Here is a 21112-nt window from a genome sequence, read left to right as displayed (position 1 = left end):
CGCCGCTCCCCCAGGATCTACCGAGTGCACGATGAACTTGTCGATCATTTGACGCGCTCCTCCCCCCTCAACCGGGGCGAGGCGCTGCGGGTGATCCAGGACGTGCTCGCCTACTTCGACGAGACGACCGAGGTCTACGTCCGTCGCCGCCACCGCGAACTCCAGGCCCAGGGCCTGGTCAACGCGACGATCTTCGAACGGATCGAGGCGGACCTGAAGTACCGGGCGGTCGCACCGCCGGAGCTCACGCTCCGGCAGCTGCGCCGCATCGTCTACGGCTGACCGGCCACGACCGGTCCGCCACGACCGGCCGGTCACGGCCGACCGTCTACAGCTAGGGGATACGTCTATATGTGCGGGATCGTCGGTTACATCGGCAGGCGCGATGTGGCGCCGCTGCTCCTCGAAGGTCTGCAGCGCCTGGAGTACCGGGGCTACGACTCGGCGGGCATAGTGGTCACCTCGCCCAAGACCGCCGGCCTGCGGATGGTCAAGGCCAAGGGCCGGGTCCGCGACCTGGAGGCCAAGGTCCCCGCACGCTTCAAGGGCACCACCGGCATCGCCCACACCCGCTGGGCCACCCACGGCGCCCCGTCCGACGTCAACGCCCACCCGCACATGTCGGCCGACAACAAGGTCGCCGTCGTCCACAACGGCATCATCGACAACGCCTCCGACCTGCGCAAGAAGCTCGAAGCGGACGGCGTCGAGTTCCTCTCCGAGACGGACACCGAGGTTCTCACCCACCTCATCGCCCGCTCCCAGGCCACCACCCTGGAGGAGAAGGTCCGCCAGGCGGTGCGCATCGTCGAGGGCACGTACGGCATCGCCGTCATGCACGCCGACTTCAACGACCGCATCGTCGTGGCCCGCAACGGCTCCCCGGTCGTCCTCGGCATCGGCGAGAAGGAGATGTTCGTCGCCTCGGACATAGCCGCTCTGGTCGCCCACACCCGCCAGATCGTCACCCTCGACGACGGCGAGATGGCCACGCTCAAGGCCGACGACTTCCGCACCTACACCACGGAGGGCACCCGCACCACGGCCGAGCCCACCACCGTGGAGTGGGAGGCCGCCTCGTACGACATGGGCGGCCACGACACGTACATGCACAAGGAGATCCACGAGCAGGCCGAGGCCGTGGACCGGGTGCTGCGCGGCCGGATCGACGACCGCTTCTCCACCGTGCACCTCGGCGGACTCAACCTGGACGCCCGTGAGGCGCGCCAGATCCGCCGCGTGAAGATCCTCGGCTGCGGCACCTCGTACCACGCGGGCATGATCGGCGCCCAGATGATCGAGGAACTGGCGCGCATCCCCGCGGACGCCGAGCCGGCGTCGGAGTTCCGCTACCGCAACGCGGTCGTCGACCCCGACACCCTCTACATCGCCGTCTCCCAGTCCGGCGAGACCTACGACGTGCTGGCGGCCGTCCAGGAGCTGAAGCGCAAGGGCGCCCGGGTGCTGGGTGTGGTGAACGTGGTGGGCTCGGCGATCGCCCGTGAGGCGGACGGCGGCATCTACGTGCACGCGGGCCCGGAGGTCTGCGTGGTCTCCACCAAGTGCTTCACCAACACCACGGTCGCCTTCGCGCTGCTGGCGCTGCACCTGGGCCGCACCCGCGACCTCTCCGTCCGCGACGGCAAGCGGATCATCGCGGGCCTGCGCAAGCTCCCGGCCCAGATCTCCGAGATGCTGGAGCAGGAGGAGGAGATCAAGAAGCTGGCCGAGGGTTACGCCGAGGCCCGCTCGATGCTCTTCATCGGCCGCGTCCGGGGCTACCCGGTGGCCCGTGAGGCCTCCCTGAAGCTCAAGGAGGTCTCGTACATCCACGCCGAGGCCTACCCCGCCTCGGAGCTGAAGCACGGCCCCCTGGCCCTCATCGAGCCCGCCCTCCCCACGGTCGCGATCGTCCCGAACGACGACCTGCTGGAGAAGAACCGGGCCGCGCTGGAGGAGATCAAGGCCCGCAGCGGCAAGATCCTCGCCGTCGCCCACCAGGAGCAGGAGAAGGCCGACCAGACGATCGTCGTCCCCAAGAACGAGGACGAGCTGGACCCGATCCTCATGGGCATCCCGCTGCAACTCCTCGCCTATCACACGGCGTTGGCCCTGGGCCGGGACATCGACAAGCCGCGCAACCTGGCGAAGTCGGTGACCGTGGAGTAAGCAACTCCCCTACGGGCCGGGCGGATCGCACCGGCCGCACGACGAAGACGGACCCCCGCGTGATGGCACCCATCACAAGGGGGTCCGTTCGATGACACCGGGGTCGCCCAACTCCCCGGCGCACGCTGCCAACTACCCGTGGCCGTCACACCACTCCGTCAGGCATCACGCGGGTTATGCCCTTCACAAAGACACAAACACCCCTACGCGCCAGTAGACTTCCGCGTTTCCGAACCGGTCGGAGAACTCGGGGAACTCGGGGAACTCGGGGCCCTCGGGAAATCCAGGGAACTCAGGGAACTCAGGGAATGACGATGACCGGCCGCTGCGCCCGCTTGGCGAGCCGGCCCGCGACGGATCCGAAGATCCGTCCGACGATCCCGTGCGTCGACCCGACGACGATCGCGTCGGCCTCGTACTCCCGCCCCACCTCTTCGAGTTCGTGGCAGATGTCGCCGCCCCGCTCGACGAGGATCCAGGGCACTTCGGCGAGATAGTCGGCGCAGGCCAGTTCCAGGCCGAGGACCTCGGTCCGGTGGTCGGGGACATCGACGAACACGGGCGGCTCGCAGCCGGCCCACACGGTCGTGGGCAGCCGGTTGGCGACATGCACGATGATCAGGCCCGAGCCGGAGCGGCGGGCCATGCCGATGGCGTACGCGAGAGCGCGCTCACTGGACGTCGAACCGTCGAAGCCGACGACGACACCGTGCTTGAACGCTGGATCACAGGAGGGACGTGCCTCTTCCGCCGCAAGGGGCTCGGCCGCCGTCTGATCGGCGACGGGCCGCCGCTCGCGGTCCGCGGATTCGAAGAATTCTTGACCGGCCATGGGTGTCTCGGCGTTTGGATCCTCGTGTGGGACGACGTGTAGGGGACGTCAGTGTGCGGCGGAGCGGTGTCCGGGAAACGTCTTCCCCGGCCCATACCCCCAAGGGTACGACCGCACGCCTCCTTCGCCCAGATTCCGCACGGGCTGCGCGGGGTTCCAGGGAGCATGCACGAGCACCGCCCCTCAACGCAATGGTTGCTGCCACGTACAGCCGGTTCATCCGGCCCGCCCCGATCCGGCACCGCCGCCGGCGCGTGGGCCCCGGCGCCCGCGGCAACCCGATCACGCGGTACCAGTGACCGACGGCTCGAACACGCGTTGAACCCCGGTAAGCCGATCCCGTGGGAGCCAGGAGGGAGCCCGCATGTCCGCGCACCGCACCGCGCCTCGGTCCGCCCCCGGGACCGACGAGGTCCCCCCGCCCCGGCCGCACTCCCCCGGACGCGCCCCCCAGTCCCCGCCCTCGCCCACGGCGTCACCAGCACCCCACTCCGTCGACACCGCCACGGACGTGGTCCGCTGGGCGGCCTTCAGCTGCGTCCTCGTGCCGGTCGTCCTCGTCTGGTACGGCACCTCCCTCGCCGGCGCCACGGGCGCGGCCCTGGGCCTGGCCGCGGTCACCGGTGTCTGCCGCGTCCTGCTGCGCCAGTCCGAACGCGGCGCGGCCCGCGCGGCCCAGGAGAGCGCCGCACACCCTCCGGCGGCCCCCGCCGATCCGGTGGCCGAAGATCGCACCCCCCAGCGCGGCCGCCACGGACGCCCCGCTGCCGGGGCGCACAGAGGCGGACGGAACCCCGGCCCGAGTGCGCCGGTCGACTGACCGGTTTCCGCGCACACCCCCGTATCTTTTCAGCCAACTTCGGTTACCTGGGTGTTCCTTGGTCGAACACCCCCCCACCCCCCGTTCGACCTGCACCGAAAGGGGTCCAGGGGCCGCGCGCACCCTACGTGGACCGGCCACGGGGACGAGGCGTACTTCCCTGCACGCCCCACGAGTGCAACGCTTCGTGATCGAATGCTTTACGCCAAGTTGCCATGTCGACAATGTGCCGGTTGGCGATCTGGTCACGCCGGCACCACGGGACACAGTAGATTCGATCATGACTGTCTTACGGCGGGGGACTCGTGCAGGACCAAGGGGAAACGTGCAGGAGCGACACAACCGAGGAGCCGCGACCACCGAGGGGGGCTTAGCAGTATGAGCCAGGACTCCACCGCCGCGCCGGAAGCCGCGGCCCGGAAGCTGTCCGGGCGTCGCCGCAAGGAGATCGTCGCGGTGCTGCTGTTCAGCGGCGGCCCCATCTTCGAGAGTTCCATACCACTGTCGGTGTTCGGGATCGACCGCCAGGACGCCGGCGTACCGCGCTACCGCTTGCTGGTGTGCGCGGGTGAGGACGGCCCGCTGCGGACCACGGGGGGCCTGGAACTCACCGCACCGAACGGCCTCGAGGCGATCTCGCGTGCGGGCACGGTGGTCGTGCCCGCATGGCGTTCGATCACCTCACCGCCGCCGGAGGAAGCGCTCGACGCACTGCGCCGAGCGCACGAGGAGGGTGCCCGCATCGTCGGGCTGTGCACCGGCGCGTTCGTGCTGGCCGCCGCCGGACTGCTGGACGGCAGACCGGCGACGACGCACTGGATGTACGCGCCGACGCTGGCCAAGCGCTATCCGTCCGTCCACGTCGACCCACGAGAACTCTTCGTGGACGACGGTGACGTACTGACGTCGGCCGGGACCGCGGCCGGAATCGATCTCTGTCTGCACATCGTGCGGACGGATCACGGCAACGAGGCGGCAGGGGCCCTGGCCCGGCGTCTCGTCGTGCCACCTCGCCGATCGGGCGGCCAGGAGCGCTACCTCGATCGATCTTTACCCGAGGAGATCGGCGCCGACCCGCTGGCCGAGGTCGTCGCCTGGGCGCTGGAGCACCTCCACGAGCAGTTCGACGTGGAGACGCTGGCGGCACGCGCGTACATGAGCCGACGGACGTTCGACCGCCGGTTCCGTTCGCTCACCGGGAGCGCTCCCCTGCAGTGGCTGATCACTCAGCGCGTGCTGCAGGCACAGCGTCTGCTGGAGACGTCCGACTACTCGGTGGACGAGGTCGCCGGACGGTGCGGCTTCCGTTCGCCGGTGGCGCTGCGCGGGCACTTCCGGCGGCAGCTGGGGTCGTCCCCGGCGGCGTACCGGGCGGCCTACCGTGCCCGTCGCCCCCAGGGCGAGAAGCACAACGACCACCATGACGGGCCGCACGGCGTCCCGGGGCCGGCGATGTCGCCGGAGCACGCCCCGGTGCCGCTCCAGGCCCGCCGCACGGCCGCGGCGAGCGCCCTGGCGTCGTCGGCGTCCCTCTCCGCGGAGGGCGCCAAGCCGGAGCTGTACGCGACCGGCCGCCTGCCGGGCCAGCGCAGCGCGCCGTAGCACCGATCGGGCTCGTACGGCCCGGTCCCGCACCTGATCACCCGGTGATCACCCTGGTGCAGGACCGGGCCGTACGGCTGTCACGGGCCGTAAGGTGAGACACATGAACGATCGCATGGTGTGGATCGACTGCGAGATGACCGGCCTCTCGCTGTCCGACGACGCGCTCATCGAGGTGGCCGCCCTCGTCACCGACTCCGAGCTGAACGTGCTCGGCGACGGCGTCGACATCGTCATCCGCCCGCCGGACGCGGCGCTGGAGACGATGCCGGAGGTGGTGCGCCAGATGCACACCGCGTCCGGCCTGCTCGACGCCCTGGCCGGCGGCACGACACTCGCCGACGCCGAGGCGCAGGTCCTGGCCTACGTGCGCGAGCACGTGAAGGAACCGCGCAAGGCCCCGCTGTGCGGCAACACGGTGGGCACGGACCGCGGCTTCCTGCTCCGGGACATGCCGACGCTGGAGGGGCACCTCCACTACCGCATCGTGGACGTCTCCTCCGTCAAGGAGCTGGCCCGCCGCTGGTATCCGCGGGCGTACTTCAACAGCCCCGAGAAGAACGGCAACCACCGGGCACTCGCCGACATCCGCGAGTCCATCGCCGAGCTGCGCTACTACCGCGAGGCGATCTTCGTCCCGCAGCCCGGCCCCGACTCGGACACGGCCCGCACGATCGCCGCGAAGCACGTCCTGCCCGCGACGTAACCCCGTCCACCGGGGCCCCTCCGGGCCCCCGAACGCCCCCACCGAAACGTGTGCGCGGGCACCCCTTCGGACCCTGTACACTTTTTCTCGGCCGGTCGGTGAAACCTTCGGATGAACCGCCGGTCATGGTGGGTGTAGCTCAGCTGGTAGAGCACCTGGTTGTGGTCCAGGATGCCGCGGGTTCGAGTCCCGTCACTCACCCTGAAGGAACGAGCCCCGATCCGGGAAACCGGTTCGGGGCTCGTTCGTGTGTCTCAGCCGCGCCAGGCGTCCGCGAACTCCCGTACCCCCGCGAAGCGTTCACCGGGGTCGGGGTGCGTGGCCCGCTTCAGGACGGCCAGGCGGGCCGCCGTGCCCCGCCAGGCGCGCTCCTCGTCGCCCGCGTCCAGCAGCAGACGGGCCGTGCGGCCCAGCGCGTGGACGGTGGTGCGGATGTCGATCGTCGCTCCGCGCTCGAACTCCTCCGGCGCCATGAAGCGGGTCGACCCCGGCAGGCGGTCCGCGTCCAGCACGAAGGGGCCCGGCCGGTACTCGTCGAGGTCGATCAGCCGCATCCCGCCCGCCGCGAAGTCGTACAGCAGGGCCCCGTCGTAGAGGTCCACGGCGACGTACCCGGCCTCCTCCACGGCCAGATGGGCGTCGAGGACACGGGCGAAGGCCGCCTCGATCCGGTCGACGGGCAGGGAGCGGAAGCGCGTCATCGGGCTGCCTGGGCTCGTACGGTCCCCTCTGCCGCGCTCGGCGGGGTCGTACAGCACCTCGCCGTCCAGCCACGGCATGACCACGGCCGGCCCGTCCCGCAGCGTGATCCGGTGCCCCTGCGGGACGATCACCGGGTGCCGTACGGCCCGGTGGAAGTCCCAGGCCCGCTCCAGCGACCGCCGGCCCACGGCGGCGACCGCCGCCTTCACGAACCACCGCTCCCCGCGGCCCGGCAGCCGCACGCCGTAGGCCCTGCACCCCGAGTCCTGCTTCCCGAACACCCGGAAGACGTCGCCGATCCGGGCCAGGTACGGCGCCAGGGGCTCTTCGATCCGGTCGACGTCCACCAGCGGGTGACCGCCGGCACTTTCCCCACGATCCAGCTGCTCCATGGCGGCCAGGCTGCCGCACGCACGGCCGGGCGCGCGAGGCCGCCGCTACAACCGCTCCCCTCTCGACCGCGCGTTGCTCCGGGCGACACTGTCGCTCAGCGCCTCGGACCGGGTCACCGGCCCGAGTCCTTCCCGCCGGGCGTCCCACTCCCGGCCGCCGCCGACCGGCCGCAGTTGGACGTACGGCCCGACGAAGCCCATCACCCTGCCGATCCGCCCACTCCCCGCGTCCCGGACGGTGTCACCGAGGCTCACGCCCGAAGGGTCGGGGCGGCGGGGAGGTTCGCAGCCGCCCATCAGGCCACCGCCTCCGCCGCCGCGCCGATCACATGCTCGTCGAGGTCGATACCAAAGTCCGCCGCGAGCACCAGGGCGAGCCTGCGCCGGGACCGTCGAGCCTCCTCCCGCTCGGACTCGACGACGTACGGCCGGACCATGACGGTGGCGGTGCCGTCGAGCGGTCCGTGAAGGCCGTAGGGGGACCGCGGGGCCGGGAGCGCCTGCGGCAGCGTTCGGGGCCGGTTCCGGGGACTTCCGCGGTGCTGAGGGGCGGGGCGGTGGCCGGTCAGGCGGCGCCTGCCCGTGCCGGGGGCGAAGACGCCCAGCGCCCACCGCAGGAACGCGTGGATAATGCGCACTGTCGTCAGCTCCTTCGAAGCTGGTGGCCATGCCCCGGGAGGTCGCACAACCTCGCCGGGGTCTTTGCATGTCGAGAGATTACGTCACTTGTAAGGTGTTGTCAGGTGATGTCATGTGACTCCACATATCGTTAGGCATCGTCGCAGGTCAAATAGGGTCGACATATGACTGTCGACCTCGAAGGACCTGAGCCGCTGTACGAACAGATCGCCGCCATACTCAGCGCGCGCATCGCGGACGGCACGTATCCGCCCCGCCGCAGGGTCCCCTCCGAGGCAGCCCTCTGCGACGAGTTCAGCGTCTCCCGCCCGACCGCACGGTCCGCACTCCAGCTCCTGAGTCAGCGCGGCCTGATCGTCACTGTGCGCGGCAAGGGCTCGTTCGTCACCGAACGCGCCGCGGCACCTGTCGAGGACAGCGGCTCCGCGGGCTGACGCCCGGCGGCTCGCTGGACAGCAGGCCGACGGCGCCCGCGGCCCGGTGCTGTCCACACTGGGTAAGCGTGATCACTCGAAGGCGGCCCGGCGCACCCGCTTGGCTTCGCTGTGCGCCGCCGCGGCCGCGTCGAACTCACCACGCTCACCACGCGCGGCAAGTCTCTCCGCCGCCACCAGCCTCCTGACGCGCGCGACACGGTCCCGCAGGGCCGTGTTCACCGTGTCCTTCTTCATGGTGGATCCCCCAAGTCGCATTGCTTCGGCAAGCGCTTCGTCATCCAGGTCGATCTGGGTCGCACTCAGGAAGAATCCCGCCCCACCAGCTCCGTCGGCAGCACCACCTGGCGTCGTTCCAAGCCCCTCGACACCGCCGGGCGGCGGTCCGCGATCTCGTCCAGGAGGAGGTCGATCATCGCGCGGCCCATCTCCTCTATCGGCTGGCGGACGCTGGTGAGCGGCGGGTCCATGTGGCGGGCGATCGCCGAGTCGTCGTAGCCGACCAGCGCCACGTCGTCGGGTATGCGGCGGCCCTCCTCGCGGAGCACCTGGCGGGCGCCGGCGGCCATGACGTCCGACTCGGCGAAGACCGCGTCGAGGTCGGGGCAGCGGGCCAGGAGTTCGCGCATCGCTCGGCGGCCGCCCTCCTCCGTGAAGTCACCGGGGGCGATCAGGCGCTCGTCCACCTCGCGGCCCGCGTCCTCCAGGGCGTCGCGGTAGCCCTCGATGCGCCGCTGGGCGCCGTAGACGTCCAGCCGGCCGGTGATCGTGGCGATCCGGGCGCGCCCCCGTGCGATGAGGTGCTCGACCGCCGAGCGGCCGCCGCCGTAGTTGTCGGAGTCGACCGAGGGGAGCGTCTCGTGCTCGGAGCGGGGGCCGCTGATGACGGCCGGGATTTCCAGTTGCGACAGCAGATCGGGGAGCGGGTCGTCCGCGTGGACGGAGACCAGGAGGACACCGTCGACGCGGTGCGCGGCCAGGTACTGGGCGAGGCGCCGGCGCTCCCGGTCGTTGCCCGCGAAGATCAGCAGGAGCTGCATCTCGGTGTCGGACAGTTGCGCTCCGACACCCTTGAGGATGTCGGAGAAGTACGGCTCCGAGAAGAAGCGGGTCTCCGGTTCGGGCACGACCATCGCGATCGCGTCGGTACGGTTCGCCGCGAGCGCGCGGGCCGCCGTGTTCGGGACGTAACCCAGCTCCGCGACGGCCGCCTCGACCGCCGCGCGGGTCGCGTCGCTCACCCGGGGCGAGCCGTTGATCACCCGGGACACCGTCCCCCGGCCCACTCCGGCCCGTGCGGCGACCTCCTCCAACGTCGGCCGCCCACCGCTCCGGCCCCGTGCCCCGTGGCCTGTCACCATGGTCGTCTCCCGTCACTACCGCGCTGGCGTGGAATCTAACAGTCCTGATCCTCGTACCACGTACAGGACGTACCCGGCCGGGTCACGGCACCGCCGCCGACACCGGCCCGGCCGCCGCCCCGGCTCGCCCCCCGCTCCCCCGCCGACCGTCCGGCCGGCCGGACACCGGCGAGCCGTCGACGGCCGGTTACACGAGTCCAACAGTGCCGCCACCCCGGAACCCGGCGGTCCGGTACGGAACCGGCGCGGGAGCCCGGGGGCGGTCCGTCGCCGCCGGCCCCGCGTCCGTACCAGGCCGAACACCCCGCGCCCGGACCTTTCCCGCCGATCCACGAAGCCTCTCGCGGGCCGACCCGACCGATTTCGGACATGACCGACCGCCGGCACCGGGTTAGTTAACAGCCCGATAACCGAAGACATCTCTCCGCGCTCGCTCCCTTGACACCCCCGCACGAACCGACGACTCTTCAACACATCACTCGTGGGAGCGCTCCCACAGTACCTGGCACTTACACATCCCGCACGTTCCCCGCCCGAGCCGCAGCATGAACAACAGGGCCCAACAACGCAGTTGGCCGGGGGGTCGGCACGTCAGGGCATCAGGAGGACGCAATGCGAGCACGTACCCTCCCGCACTCCCGGCTCCAGTCGGGCGGGGGCAGCCGAATCGCCCGCAGGACGCGCAAGACGGTGGTCATCGCGGCCGTCGCCGCGCTGGGCGCAGGGCTGCTGGCCGGCTGTGCCGACGACGGCAAGGACGAGGAAGGCGGCTCGTCGGACGGCGGCGGCGGTGGCAAGACCAAGATCACGCTGGGCCTCTTCGGCACCGCGGGCTTCGAGGAGTCCGGTCTGTACAAGGAGTACGAGAAACTCCACCCGGACGTCGACATCCAGCAGACCGTCGTGGAGCGGAACGAGAACTACTACCCCGCGCTCCTCAACCACCTGACCACCGGCAGCGGCCTCCAGGACATCCAGATGGTCGAGGTCGGCAACATCGCCGAGATCGTCGGAACCCAGTCCGACAAGCTGCTCGACCTGTCGAAGTACGGCAAGGAGAGCGACTACCTGCCCTGGAAGTGGAGCCAGGGCTCGACCTCCGGCGGCCAGACCGTCGCGCTGGGCACCGACGTCGGTCCGATGGCCATCTGCTACCGCAAGGACCTCTTCGAGGCCGCCGGTCTGCCCTCCGACCGCGAGGAGGTCGGCAAGCTGTGGACCGGCAGCTGGGACAAGTTCGTCGACGCCGGCAACCAGTACAAGAAGAAGGCGCCCAAGGGCACCACCTTCCTGGACTCCCCCGGCGGTCTGCTGCAGGCGATCCTGAGCAGTGAGAAGGACCGCTTCTACGACGCCTCGGGCAAGGTCATCTACAAGACGAACCCGGCAGTGAAGTCGGCGTTCGACCTCACGGCCAAGGCCGCCAAGGCCGGGCTGGTCGGGAACCAGACGCAGTTCCAGCCGGCGTGGGACACCACGATCGCCAACAGCAAGTTCGCCGCGATGTCCTGCCCGCCGTGGATGCTCGGCTACATCAAGGGCAAGTCGAAGCCCGAGGCGGCCGGCAAGTGGGACATCGCCCAGGCGCCGAAGTCCGGCAACTGGGGCGGCTCCTTCCTCTCGGTGCCCAAGAACGGCAAGAACGCCGAGGAGGCCGCGAAGCTGGCCGCCTGGTTGACCGCGCCGGAGCAGCAGGCGAAGCTCTTCGCCGTACAGGGCAGCTTCCCCAGCACCCCGGCCGCCTACGACTCGGCCGCGGTGAAGGACGCGAAGAACGACATGACCGGTGACGCGCCGATCGGCACGATCTTCGCCGAGGCCGCCAAGAACATCCCGGTCCAGACGATCGGCCCGAAGGACCAGATCATCCAGCAGGGCCTGACCGACAACGGCGTGATCCTGGTGACCCAGGGCAAGTCGGCCTCGGATGCCTGGAAGAACGCCGTCAAGACCATCGACAACGCACTGGACAAGTGACCGGTATGCCCACAAGGCCCGACACCGCCGCGCCCCCCGTGAAGGGGGGCGCGGCCCCGGCCCGCCCGCCCGCGGAGTCCGCGACCGAGGAGCGTCGCCGGGCCCGGCTGTCCCGCCGCTGGCAGCGGGACATGCGCTGGAGCCCGTACGCCTTCGTCTCCCCCTTCTTCCTGCTGTTCGTCGCGTTCGGCCTGTTCCCGCTGCTCTACACCGGCTGGGCTTCGCTGCACACCGTGGAGCTGACCGCCCCCACCGACATGAGCTGGGTGGGACTGCGCAACTTCACCCGGATCTTCGACGACGAGTTCTTCTGGAACGCGGCGAAGAACACGCTGATCATCGGGATCATCTCGACCGCCCCGCAGTTGATGATGGCGTTGGGCATCGCCCACCTCCTCAACTACAAGCTCCGCGGCTCGACCTTCTACCGGGTCGTGATGCTCGCCCCGTACGCCACCTCGATCGCCGCGGCCACCCTGGTGTTCGTGCTGCTGTTCGGCCGCGACTACGGGATGATCAACTGGTTCCTGGAGCTGCTCGGTTTCGACCACATCGACTGGCAGAACGGCACCTGGTACTCGAAGATCGCCGTGTCGACCATCGTCATCTGGCGCTGGACCGGCTACAACGCGCTGATCTACCTCGCCGCGATGCAGGCGATCCCGCAGGACCTGTACGAGTCGGCAGCCCTCGACGGTGCGAGCCGCTGGAAGCAGTTCATCCATGTGACGCTGCCGTCGCTGCGCCCGACGATCCTGTTCACCGTGGTCGTCTCGACGATCGGCGCCTCGCAACTGTTCGCCGAGCCCCTGCTGTTCGACGCCAACAAGGGCGCGTCCGGCGGCTCGCAGCACCAGTTCCAGACGCTCGGCCTCTACCTGTACGAGCAGGGCTGGGTGAACCAGCACCTGGGCCGCGCCTCGGCGATCGCCTGGACCATGTTCCTGATCCTCATCGTGGTCGGAATCATCAACTACGTCATCTCGCGCCGGCTGCGCGCCAGTAGTTAGGAGACCGGCCGTGACGACGACAATCACCAAACCCCCGGCCGACGCGGTCCCCGAGCCGCCGAAGAACGGGCGGCGCGTGCGCCGTCCGAAGGCGGCACGCGCGGGCGGACAGCACCACGCCGGGCCCGTCGCCTACATCATTCTCATCGCGTTCACCCTGATCTCGCTGTTCCCGCTGTTCTGGACGGCGGTCGCCGCCTCCCGCGACAACGCGCGGCTGGCGGACACCCCGCCGCCGTTCTGGTTCGGCGCGAACCTCTTCGACAAGCTCGAAGTGGCCTGGAGCGACGCCAATCTGGGCGAGGCGTTCCTCAACACGACGCTCGTGGCCGGCATTTCGTCGCTGACCATCGTCTTCCTGTCGACGATCGCCGGGTTCGCCTTCGCCAAGCTGCGCTTCAAGGGCCGGGGCGCCATGATGCTGATCGTGATCGGCACCATGATGGTGCCGCCGCAGCTCCAGGTGATCCCGCTCTACATGATGGTCGCCAAACTCGACTGGACCGACCAGCTCCAGGCGGTGATCCTGCCCTCGCTGGTCAGCGCGTTCGGTGTGTTCTTCATGCGGCAGTACCTGCTCCAGGCCCTGCCGGACGAGATCATCGAGGCGGCCCGCGTCGACGGCGCGAGCAGCTGGCGGGTGATCTGGCACGTGGTGTTCCCGGCCGCGCGGCCCGCGATGGCCGTCCTGGGCATGCTGATGTTCGTGCAGACCTGGAACGACTTCCTGTGGCCGTTCCTCGTTCTGACCCAGCTGGGCAACCCGACCGTGCAGGTCGCGGTGGCCGGCCTGGGCCGCGGCTACACCCCCGACCAGGCCCTGATCATGGCGGGCGCGCTGCTCAGCACGCTACCGCTGCTGCTGGTCTTCGCGATCTTCGGCAAGCAGATCGTGGGGGGCATCATGCAGGGCGCGGTGAAGGGCTGAGGCCCCGGTTCGCCGCCGTACGTCTTCTCACCGGGGGTCGGGTCACCGCCGCCTCGACCCCCTTCCTTCGCCTTCGCCTTCGCGCGTGCACCACGCCCCCCACCCACCTCCGTCGGTCGACACGACCACCAATGGGAGCGCTTCCATGCCTGAACCCGTGAATCCGGCCACCCCGGTGACCTTTCCTCCCGCCTTCCTCTGGGGCGCGGCCACCTCCGCGTACCAGATCGAGGGGGCGGTGCGGGAGGACGGCCGTACGCCCTCCATCTGGGACACCTTCAGTCACACGCCGGGCAAGACCGCCGGCGGCGAGAACGGTGACATCGCTGTCGACCACTACCACCGCTACCGCGACGACGTGGCGATGATGGCGGACCTGGGCCTCAACGCGTACCGCTTCTCCGTCTCCTGGTCGCGGGTGCAGCCGACGGGGCGGGGCCCGGCCGTCCAGAAGGGGCTCGACTTCTACCGACGGCTGGTCGACGAGCTGCTGGCCAAGGGCATCAAGCCCGCCGTCACCCTCTACCACTGGGACCTCCCGCAGGAGCTGGAGGACGCCGGCGGCTGGCCCGAGCGGGACATCGTGCACCGGTTCGCCGAGTACGCGCGGATCATGGGCGAGGCGCTCGGCGACCGCGTCGAGCAGTGGATCACCCTCAACGAGCCGTGGTGCACCGCGTTCCTGGGCTACGGCTCCGGGGTGCACGCGCCGGGCCGTACGGACCCGGTGGCGTCCCTGCGCGCGGCCCACCATCTGAACGTGGCGCACGGCCTCGGCGTCTCGGCGCTGCGGTCGGCGATGCCCGCCCGCAACTCGATCGCGGTGAGCCTCAACTCCTCGGTGGTGCGGCCGATCACCAGCTCCCCGGAGGACCGGGCCGCGGCCCGGAAGATCGACGACCTCGCGAACGGCGTCTTCCACGGACCGATGCTGCACGGGGCCTACCCGGAGACCCTGTTCGCCGCGACCTCGTCGCTGACGGACTGGTCGTTCGTGCGGGACGGTGACGTGGCGACGGCCCATCAGCCGCTGGACGCTCTGGGGCTGAACTACTACACGCCGGCGCTGGTCGGCGCGGCGGACGCCGGCCTGGAGGGCCCCCGCGCGGACGGCCACGGGGCGAGCGAGCACTCGCCGTGGCCGGCCGCGGACGACGTCCTGTTCCACCAGACCCCGGGCGAGCGTACGGAGATGGGCTGGACCATCGACCCGACGGGCCTGCACGAGCTGATCATGCGGTACGCGCGGGAGGCTCCGGGCCTGCCGATGTACGTGACGGAGAACGGCGCCGCGTACGACGACAAGATGGACGCGGACGGCCGTGTCCACGACCCCGAGCGCATCGCCTACCTGCACGGCCACCTGCGGGCGGTCCGGCGCGCGATCGCCGAGGGGGCGGACGTGCGCGGGTACTACCTGTGGTCCCTGATGGACAACTTCGAGTGGGCGTACGGCTACGGCAAGCGCTTCGGCGCGGTGTACGTCGACTACGCGACCCTGACCCGCACACCGAAGTCGAGCGCGCACTGGTACGGGCAGGCGGCGAAGACGGGCGCCCTCCCGCCGCTGGCGCCGGCGCCGGCGTAGGGCAGCGACGGACCACGGAGCCGGGGGCCGGGGAGCCCCCTGGGGGGAACGGGGGAACGGGGGAGCGGGGGCCCGGGGCGCGGCGCACATAGGGGAAGCGCCGCGCCCCGGGCGTGGGTGGTCAGAGCTCCCTGGGGCATGCTGGGCGGCCTACGAAGGGACGGGTCTCATGACGTTGCTGGTCGCCGCCGTCATCGTGCACGACCGGGACGCGGGGCGGGTCGTGCTCCTCCGGCGGGGCGAGAACGCCGCGTTCGCGCGGGGGAGATGGCATCTGCCGATCGGCAAGAGCGAGCCCGGGGAGCCGATCACCCGGACCGCCGTGCGCGAACTGTACGAGGAGACCGGGCTGACCGTGAAGCCCGAGGCGCTGGAGGTCGTGCACCTGGTCCACGCGGCCCGGGGCGTCGAGGCGCCGGACGGCTTCCTCACCGTCGTCTTCGCCACCCACGAGTGGAGCGGCGAGCTGGAGAACCGGGAACCCCACAAGCACGCCCAGGTCCGCTGGACCGACACCGGCGCGCTCCCCGACGACTTCGTCGAGGGCGACATCGCCGCGCTGCGCGGGTATCTCACCGGCGGGCCGCGACTGTCCCTGCACGACTGGGAAGCCTGACCCCGGACCACGGGGACGGGCCGCGGCCCCCGGAGGAGTCGCGGCCCGTCGCCTTCGTGATCGGTGTCGTCAGCGGGGTTCGCGGACGACCGCCACGTCGCCGGCCGGTACCGACACGGTCGTCGAACCGTCCGTCGTGGCGATCCCCTTGCCCGTCAGCAGCTCGGACGCGTCCGCGGAGACCGTGACCTCGACGTCGGTGCCGCCGTGGTTGATCAGGAAGAGGTAGTCCGCGTCCGCGCCCCGGCGCAGGGCCGCCTCGACGCCCTCGGGGGTCGGGCGCACCGACGCCACGCCCGCGTCCTCGGCGATACGGGCCAGCAGGGAGGCGAGGGCCGTCGGGTCCGGTCGGGTGGCGACGTACCAGGCGGTGCCCGTGCCGTGGGTGTGACGGGTGACGGCCGGGACCCCGGTCAGGGGACCGGAGGTGTACGACGTCACCGCCTCCGCGCCGGCCAGGGCGACCCGCTCCGACCACAGTCCGGCCGTACCGCCGTCGCTCAGGCCCACCGACTCCCCCGGGAGCAGCGGGAACAGCTCGTCCGTGCGCACGCCGAGCGCCTCGCGGAACGCGCCCGGGTAACCGCCCAGCCGGACATGGCAGTTCTCGTCCACCGCGCCGCTGTGGAAGCCGACGGCCAGCGTGCCGCCGGCCTCCGCGAAGCCGGTGAGGTTCGCCGCGCCCGCGTCGTCCACCAGGTACAGGCTCGGGGCCAGCACCAGCTTGTACGAGGAGAGGTCCGCGTCGGGGCGGACGAAGTCCACCGCCACACCGGCCCGCCACAACGGCTCGTACCAGGCACGGACCAGGTCCTGGAAGCGGAGTTCGCCGCTCGGCTGGGACGGTAGTTCCACCGCCCACCAGGCGCTCCAGTCCCAGACGACGGCGACCTCGGCGACGCCTTCGCTGCCCCGCACCTCCGCCAACGCCCGCAGATCCGCGCCCAGTCGGACCACGTCCCGCCAGATCTGGCTGTCCGTGCCCGCGTGCGGGAGCATCGCCGAGTGCCACTGCTCGGCGCCCGCCTTGGCGGCCCGCCACTGGAAGTAGGCGATGCCGTCGGCGCCCCGGGCCACGTGGGACAGGGCGTTGCGGCGCAGCTCTCCGGCCGTCTTGGCCCGGTTGACGGGCTGCCAGTTGACCGCGCCGGTGGAGTGTTCCATCAGCAGCCACGGGCTCCCGCCGCCCAGCGAGCGCACGAGGTCGCCGCTGAGCGCGATGTCGATCTCGGACTCGGGGTCCGTCGACTGGAGGTAGTGGTCGTTGGAGACGATGTCCAGCTCGGGTGCCCAGCGCCAGTAGTCGAGCTTGTCGAAGTTGAACATCACCATGAAGTTGGTGGTGGCCGGGGTGGCGGGGGCCGCCTCCAGCAGCACCTCGCGCTCGGCCTTGTACAGCGACAGCAGGGCGTCGCTGCAGAAGCGGCGCCAGTCCAGCTGGTGGGTCGGGTTCGGGACCGCGCCGGTCGGGCGGGGCGGGATGATCTCGTCCCAGTCGTAGTACCACTGGCTCCAGAACGTCGTGCCCCAGGCGTGGTTGAGCGCCGCCAGGTCGTCCTCGTACTTCTCGCGCAGCCAGACCCGGAAGGCCGCGGCGCTGGTGTCGCAGTGGCACTCGCCGTTGTGGCAGCCGTACTCGTTGTGGATGTGCCACATGACGACGGCCGGGTGGTCGGCGTACCGCTCGCCGAGCACGCGGGCGATCCGCAGGGCGGCCTCGCGGTAGGCGGGGCTGGAGGGGCAGAAGGTCTGCCGGCTGCCGTAGGAGAGGGTGCGGCCGTCCTTGTCGACCGGCAGGGCCTCCGGGTGCTTGACGAAGAACCAGGCCGGCGGGGCGGCCGTCGGCGTCGCCAGGTCGGCGGCGATGCCGTTCTCGTGGAGCAGGGCGAGGATCCTGTCGAGGCGGGAGAAGTCGTACTCGCCCTCGCGCGGCTCGATCAGCGCCCACGCGAAGATGTTGACGCTGACCATGTTCACGCCCGCCTCACGCATGAGGCGTACGTCCTCGGCCCAGACCTCCTCGGGCCACTGCTCGGGGTTGTAGTCCCCGCCGTAGGCGATGCCGGGGACCTTCAGTTCGCGCTTCATTCGGTGGCCTCCGCGCCCTTCGTCAGCAGTCGGCGTGTGGTGTCCACGCCCCAGGTGTCCAGTGAGAGCAGGCGGTCGCTGGAGGCCATCAGGCCCCCGGTCGCCTCGACGTGCGCCGCCCAGCGTTCGCGTGTCTCGACGGCGGGGCGCGCCATCAGACAGTCGGGGTCGTTCACCCAGAGGCGGCCGTGCTGCCACTGGCGGCCGGCGCCGGTGAACTCGGCCGGGTCCTGGCCGGGCTGGCTGAAGTCGTCCGCCGCGGGGCGGCGGTGCGGGGCGGTGTCCGGGCTGACCCGCATGGCGTCGAAGAGGCCCAGGGACGGGAGGATCGGCGCGCCGCAGCCCAGGAGGTAGGCGTCGGCGCCGATCGCGTCACGGATCAGTTCGACGCCCTGCCGGTACGCCGTCAGGGCGTCCACACCGGTGTGCCGTACGCCGTCCAGCGCGCCCGCGTAGAGGAAGTCGGTCTTGAAGTAGTCGTAGCCCTCGGCGCGCAGGGTGGTGAAGACCTCGGTGAGGTACACCGCCGCCCCGGGGTGCGTGCTGTCGAGGGCGTACAGGTCGTGGCCCCAGTTGTGGCCGGCGTGGGTGAGGCCGCCGTCCTCGTCGCGCACCAGCCACTCGGGGTGTTCGGCGGCCAGGGTGCTCGACGGGTCGACGAGGAAGGGCGCCGTCCAGATGCCGGCGCGGCGGCCCCGGGCCCGGATGGTGCCGGCGATGCCCGCCCGGGAGCGGAAGCGGCCGGAGAGGGTGAGCCAGTCGCCGAGGGCCTTCTGGTGGCCGTCGTCGATCTGTACGACGTCGATGGGGAGGTCGAGGGTGTCCATCGCACGGAGGTTCTCGTGGATGTCGTCCTCGGTGACGGAGGTGAAGTACTCGTACCAGGAGCACCAGACGGTGGGGGCCGGGCGGGGGGCCGGGAGGCCGAGGCCCGCCGCCCACTCGCCCAGCACCGCCTGGAAGTCCGTGCCGGTCCACTCCTTCACCGGGCCGTCGGAGGTCACCTCGGCGACCTGGTCCGCGACCGTCAGCCGGATCGAGGGGACCTGGTGGACGGGGTCGGGTGCGGCCCAGAGGCGGACCGGTGTGCCGTCGCCCGGGTCGAGGGCCAGCAGGCCCTCCCCCTGGAAGGTGCCGGCCGGGACGGTGGCCCCCGGGCGGTAGCAGACAGTCGCCCGGTTGCCGTCGGTCGGGCGGTACGGGGCCGCGTCGAGGGCGTAGGCGCCACTGGGGCTCCAGGACTGCCAGCCCTCCTCGTGGACGCGTGCCGTACGGGTGTCCACGGGCACGGAGACCACGTGGGTGAAGGGGTGGTGCACGAAGGGTTCTCTCTCGGAAGTGGCCGGTCAGCCCTTGTTGGCGCCCAGGGTGAGGCCGCTGACGAACTGGCGCTGGAGTGCGAAGTACACGATCAGCGTCGGGATCGCGGTGAGCAGGGCACCGGCGGCGACCAGGTTGGGGTCGGTGAAGTACTGGCCGGAGAGGTTGTTCAGCGCCGAGGTGATCGGCATGTTCTCGCCGGTGGAGATCAGCACCAGCGCCCAGAAGAAGTCGTTGTAGATCCAGATGGACAGCAACGTGGCGAGGGCGGCCATGGCGGGCTTGCACAGCGGCAGCACGATCTGCCAGTACAGGCGCCACACCGAGGCACCGTCGACGAGGGCGGCCTCGGTCAGCTCGTGCGGCAGGGAGCGCATGTAGTTGCTCAGCACGAAGGCGCAGAACCCGGACTGGAAGGCCACGTGGATGAGGACCAGGCCGAGCGCGGAGTCGTAGAGCTTGCCGCTCATCGTGATGCCGGGCAGGTCGATGAGCAGGTACAGGCGGTACAGCGGGGTGATGATGACCTGCTGCGGAAGCAGGTTGCCCGCCGTGAAGACCAGCAGCAGGAAGATGTTGACGCGGAAGTCGAAGCGGCTGACGTAGAAGGCGACCATCGACGACAGGAACAGCGTCAACAGCACCGCCGGGACGGCGATGATCAGGGTGTTCACGAAGTAGTGCGTCATGTCCGACTGGGTGAACGCGTTCGTGAAGTTGTCGAAGCTGAGCTTGTCGGGCCAGGAGACGTAGCCCTTCTCGCTGGTCTCGCCGTAGGGGCGCAGGGCCGCGTACAGCGCCCACAGCAGGGGTGCCAGCCAGGCCAGGGCCATGCAGACGAGGAAGGCGTGCAGGACGATCCGGGCGGGGCGCAGGGGGGTGCGCTCCTTGGGAGCGACGGCCGCGGCGGTGGTGTCGACGGTGGTGCTCATGCGCGCCGCTCCTTCCGGAAGGTCGCGATCAGGTACGGGATGATCACGGCGAGGGAGATCACCAGCAGGACGACGGCGATGGCCGATCCGTAGCCGATGCGGCTGGACTCTCCGATGATGTTGTTGGTGACGAGGATGGAGAGCAGTTCGGTGCCCTCGGCGCCCTTGTTGAAGACGAAGACGAGGTCGAAGGCGCGCAGGGCCTCGATGATCGTGACGACCAGGACGACGGTGTTCGTCGGGCGCAGGGTGGGGAAGATGACGTTCTTGAACGTCTGCCACTCGTTGGCGCCGTCCAGCGCGGAGGCCTCGCGCAGGGACGGGTCCACGCCCTTCAGGCCGGCCAGGTAGAGGATCATCATGTAGCCGGTGTGGCGCCAGGACGCGGCGATGAGGATGGCCCAGAGGTTGAGGTCCGGGTCGCCGATCCAGTCGATGTAGTGGCCCGGCTCGTTGGCGCCGATGAGGCTGTTGATCAGGCCCGTGTCGGGGTTGTAGATCAGCTGCCAGACGAAGCCGATGACCGCCAGGGACATCACGACGGGCAGGAAGAACGCCGTCTGGTAGACGCGGCTGAACCGGATGTTCTTGTCCAGCTGCACGGCCAGGAACAGGCCGAGCGGCGTGGGGATCAGGATCAGCGCGACGAACCAGATGACGTTGTGTTCGACGGCGGGCCAGAACTGCGGGTTGTTGGTGAACAGTTCCTGGAAGTTGTGCAGCCCGACCCACTTGATGGAGTCGAAGCCGATGCCGTCCCAGGTGGTGAAGGCCAGCAGGATCGACGCGAGGGCCGTCACCCAGACGAGGGCGACGTGCAGGAACGTCGGCAGACCCGCCATGAGGCCCAGGGTGAGCCTGTCCCGGCGGGTGAGGAGCCGCCGGTGCCCCTGGGGCACCTTCGCGGACTTCCCGTTCTGTGCGGTTTTCGCGGCAGGGCCGGAGCCCGGAGGCGGCGTGGCCGCCTCCGGGCTCTCGGTGGGGGTGGTCGTCATG

The 21112-nt window shown here is 70.4% G+C and carries 21 protein-coding genes and 1 tRNA gene; 12 read left to right on the top strand and 10 right to left on the bottom strand.

The window, feature by feature from the left end:
• Positions 1 to 24: 24 nt before the first annotated feature.
• Positions 25 to 282: a hypothetical protein gene (locus tag SCAB_RS27640; protein WP_013003380.1), complete on the top strand. Its 258-nt coding sequence runs from the start codon at positions 25 to 27 to the stop codon at positions 280 to 282.
• Between the two features lie 69 nt (positions 283 to 351).
• Complete coding sequence (glmS, locus tag SCAB_RS27635) at positions 352 to 2169, top strand: glutamine--fructose-6-phosphate transaminase (isomerizing) (RefSeq protein ID WP_013003379.1); 1818 nt, start codon at positions 352 to 354, stop codon at positions 2167 to 2169.
• Positions 2170 to 2470: 301 nt separating this feature from the next.
• Here glmS and SCAB_RS27630 read toward each other — a convergent pair whose 3' ends face one another.
• Positions 2471 to 3001, bottom strand: coding sequence for a universal stress protein (locus SCAB_RS27630; RefSeq protein ID WP_013003378.1), 531 nt, complete (start codon positions 2999 to 3001; stop codon positions 2471 to 2473).
• A 364-nt stretch (positions 3002 to 3365) separates the two neighbouring features.
• Here SCAB_RS27630 and SCAB_RS27625 point away from each other — a divergent pair, with 364 nt between their 5' ends.
• From SCAB_RS27625 to SCAB_RS27610, 4 genes are all read left to right on the top strand, one after another.
• On the top strand, positions 3366 to 3821 hold the full coding sequence (locus SCAB_RS27625; RefSeq protein WP_013003377.1) for a hypothetical protein: 456 nt from the start codon (positions 3366 to 3368) through the stop codon (positions 3819 to 3821).
• Positions 3822 to 4199: 378 nt separating this feature from the next.
• The gene (locus SCAB_RS27620; RefSeq protein ID WP_013003376.1) at positions 4200 to 5423 is read left to right on the top strand and encodes a helix-turn-helix domain-containing protein; all 1224 of its coding nucleotides are present in this window, start codon (positions 4200 to 4202) and stop codon (positions 5421 to 5423) included.
• A 103-nt stretch (positions 5424 to 5526) separates the two neighbouring features.
• Entirely contained in the window at positions 5527 to 6129 is a 603-nt protein-coding gene (gene orn, locus SCAB_RS27615) for an oligoribonuclease (protein ID WP_013003375.1), read from the top strand.
• A gap of 128 nt (positions 6130 to 6257) precedes the next feature.
• A tRNA-His gene (locus SCAB_RS27610) sits at positions 6258 to 6330 on the top strand.
• 53 nt (positions 6331 to 6383) lie between these two features.
• Here SCAB_RS27610 and SCAB_RS27605 read toward each other — a convergent pair.
• The 3 genes from SCAB_RS27605 to SCAB_RS27595 are packed head-to-tail and all read right to left on the bottom strand — an operon-like array spanning position 6384 to position 7861.
• The gene (locus SCAB_RS27605) at positions 6384 to 7223 is read right to left on the bottom strand and encodes a serine/threonine protein kinase (protein ID WP_013003374.1); all 840 of its coding nucleotides are present in this window, start codon (positions 7221 to 7223) and stop codon (positions 6384 to 6386) included.
• 45 nt (positions 7224 to 7268) lie between these two features.
• The gene (locus tag SCAB_RS27600) at positions 7269 to 7478 is read right to left on the bottom strand and encodes a hypothetical protein (protein WP_013003373.1); all 210 of its coding nucleotides are present in this window, start codon (positions 7476 to 7478) and stop codon (positions 7269 to 7271) included.
• Between the two features lie 41 nt (positions 7479 to 7519).
• Positions 7520 to 7861, bottom strand: a complete 342-nt coding sequence (locus SCAB_RS27595; protein ID WP_013003372.1) for a hypothetical protein — start codon at positions 7859 to 7861, stop codon at positions 7520 to 7522.
• A 165-nt stretch (positions 7862 to 8026) separates the two neighbouring features.
• Here SCAB_RS27595 and SCAB_RS27590 point away from each other — a divergent pair, with 165 nt between their 5' ends.
• Positions 8027 to 8296 carry a GntR family transcriptional regulator gene (locus SCAB_RS27590; protein WP_013003371.1) on the top strand — a complete coding sequence of 90 codons (270 nt, stop codon included), beginning with the start codon at positions 8027 to 8029 and terminating at the stop codon, positions 8294 to 8296.
• Between the two features lie 72 nt (positions 8297 to 8368).
• On the opposite strand, the gene SCAB_RS27585 is transcribed toward SCAB_RS27590, so the two are convergent.
• Both SCAB_RS27585 and SCAB_RS27580 read right to left on the bottom strand, forming a co-directional pair.
• A complete protein-coding gene (locus SCAB_RS27585; RefSeq protein WP_037729538.1) occupies positions 8369 to 8602 on the bottom strand; it encodes a type II toxin-antitoxin system VapB family antitoxin in 234 nt (77 codons plus the stop codon).
• The gene (locus tag SCAB_RS27580; RefSeq protein ID WP_086022969.1) at positions 8599 to 9654 is read right to left on the bottom strand and encodes a LacI family DNA-binding transcriptional regulator; all 1056 of its coding nucleotides are present in this window, start codon (positions 9652 to 9654) and stop codon (positions 8599 to 8601) included. Before SCAB_RS27580 ends, SCAB_RS27585 begins: the two co-directional genes overlap by 4 nt.
• Before the next feature lie 615 nt (positions 9655 to 10269).
• Here SCAB_RS27580 and SCAB_RS27575 point away from each other — a divergent pair.
• From SCAB_RS27575 to SCAB_RS27555, 5 genes are all read left to right on the top strand, one after another.
• The gene (locus SCAB_RS27575; RefSeq protein WP_013003368.1) at positions 10270 to 11634 is read left to right on the top strand and encodes an ABC transporter substrate-binding protein; all 1365 of its coding nucleotides are present in this window, start codon (positions 10270 to 10272) and stop codon (positions 11632 to 11634) included.
• A gap of 5 nt (positions 11635 to 11639) precedes the next feature.
• The gene (locus SCAB_RS27570; RefSeq protein ID WP_037729537.1) at positions 11640 to 12644 is read left to right on the top strand and encodes a carbohydrate ABC transporter permease; all 1005 of its coding nucleotides are present in this window, start codon (positions 11640 to 11642) and stop codon (positions 12642 to 12644) included.
• A 10-nt stretch (positions 12645 to 12654) separates the two neighbouring features.
• A complete protein-coding gene (locus SCAB_RS27565; protein ID WP_005486531.1) occupies positions 12655 to 13572 on the top strand; it encodes a carbohydrate ABC transporter permease in 918 nt (305 codons plus the stop codon).
• A gap of 145 nt (positions 13573 to 13717) precedes the next feature.
• On the top strand, positions 13718 to 15160 hold the full coding sequence (locus SCAB_RS27560) for a GH1 family beta-glucosidase (protein ID WP_013003366.1): 1443 nt from the start codon (positions 13718 to 13720) through the stop codon (positions 15158 to 15160).
• 169 nt (positions 15161 to 15329) lie between these two features.
• Complete coding sequence (locus tag SCAB_RS27555; RefSeq protein ID WP_013003365.1) at positions 15330 to 15776, top strand: NUDIX domain-containing protein; 447 nt, start codon at positions 15330 to 15332, stop codon at positions 15774 to 15776.
• 69 nt (positions 15777 to 15845) lie between these two features.
• Here the strand turns inward: SCAB_RS27555 and SCAB_RS27550 are convergent, their stop codons facing one another.
• Genes SCAB_RS27550 through SCAB_RS27535 form a run of 4 tightly spaced genes read right to left on the bottom strand, consistent with a single transcriptional unit; the run spans position 15846 to position 21111 of the window.
• On the bottom strand, positions 15846 to 17864 hold the full coding sequence (locus SCAB_RS27550) for a beta-galactosidase (protein WP_013003364.1): 2019 nt from the start codon (positions 17862 to 17864) through the stop codon (positions 15846 to 15848).
• Positions 17861 to 19183 (bottom strand): glycoside hydrolase family 36 protein, encoded by a 1323-nt coding sequence (locus SCAB_RS27545; protein WP_013003363.1) that lies wholly within the window; start codon positions 19181 to 19183, stop codon positions 17861 to 17863. Before SCAB_RS27545 ends, SCAB_RS27550 begins: the two co-directional genes overlap by 4 nt.
• Positions 19184 to 19210: 27 nt before the next feature.
• The gene (locus SCAB_RS27540) at positions 19211 to 20116 is read right to left on the bottom strand and encodes a carbohydrate ABC transporter permease (RefSeq protein ID WP_013003362.1); all 906 of its coding nucleotides are present in this window, start codon (positions 20114 to 20116) and stop codon (positions 19211 to 19213) included.
• On the bottom strand, positions 20113 to 21111 hold the full coding sequence (locus SCAB_RS27535; protein ID WP_013003361.1) for a carbohydrate ABC transporter permease: 999 nt from the start codon (positions 21109 to 21111) through the stop codon (positions 20113 to 20115). The genes SCAB_RS27540 and SCAB_RS27535 overlap by 4 nt, the downstream gene beginning before the upstream one ends.
• Position 21112: the final 1 nt, after the last annotated feature.

Origin of the sequence: Streptomyces scabiei 87.22 (assembly GCF_000091305.1) — a bacterium.
In the GTDB taxonomy this organism is placed as follows: domain Bacteria; phylum Actinomycetota; class Actinomycetes; order Streptomycetales; family Streptomycetaceae; genus Streptomyces; species Streptomyces scabiei.
The sequence above is the reverse complement of the archived record's forward strand: the minus strand, read 5'-3'. Positions and strand labels throughout refer to the sequence as shown.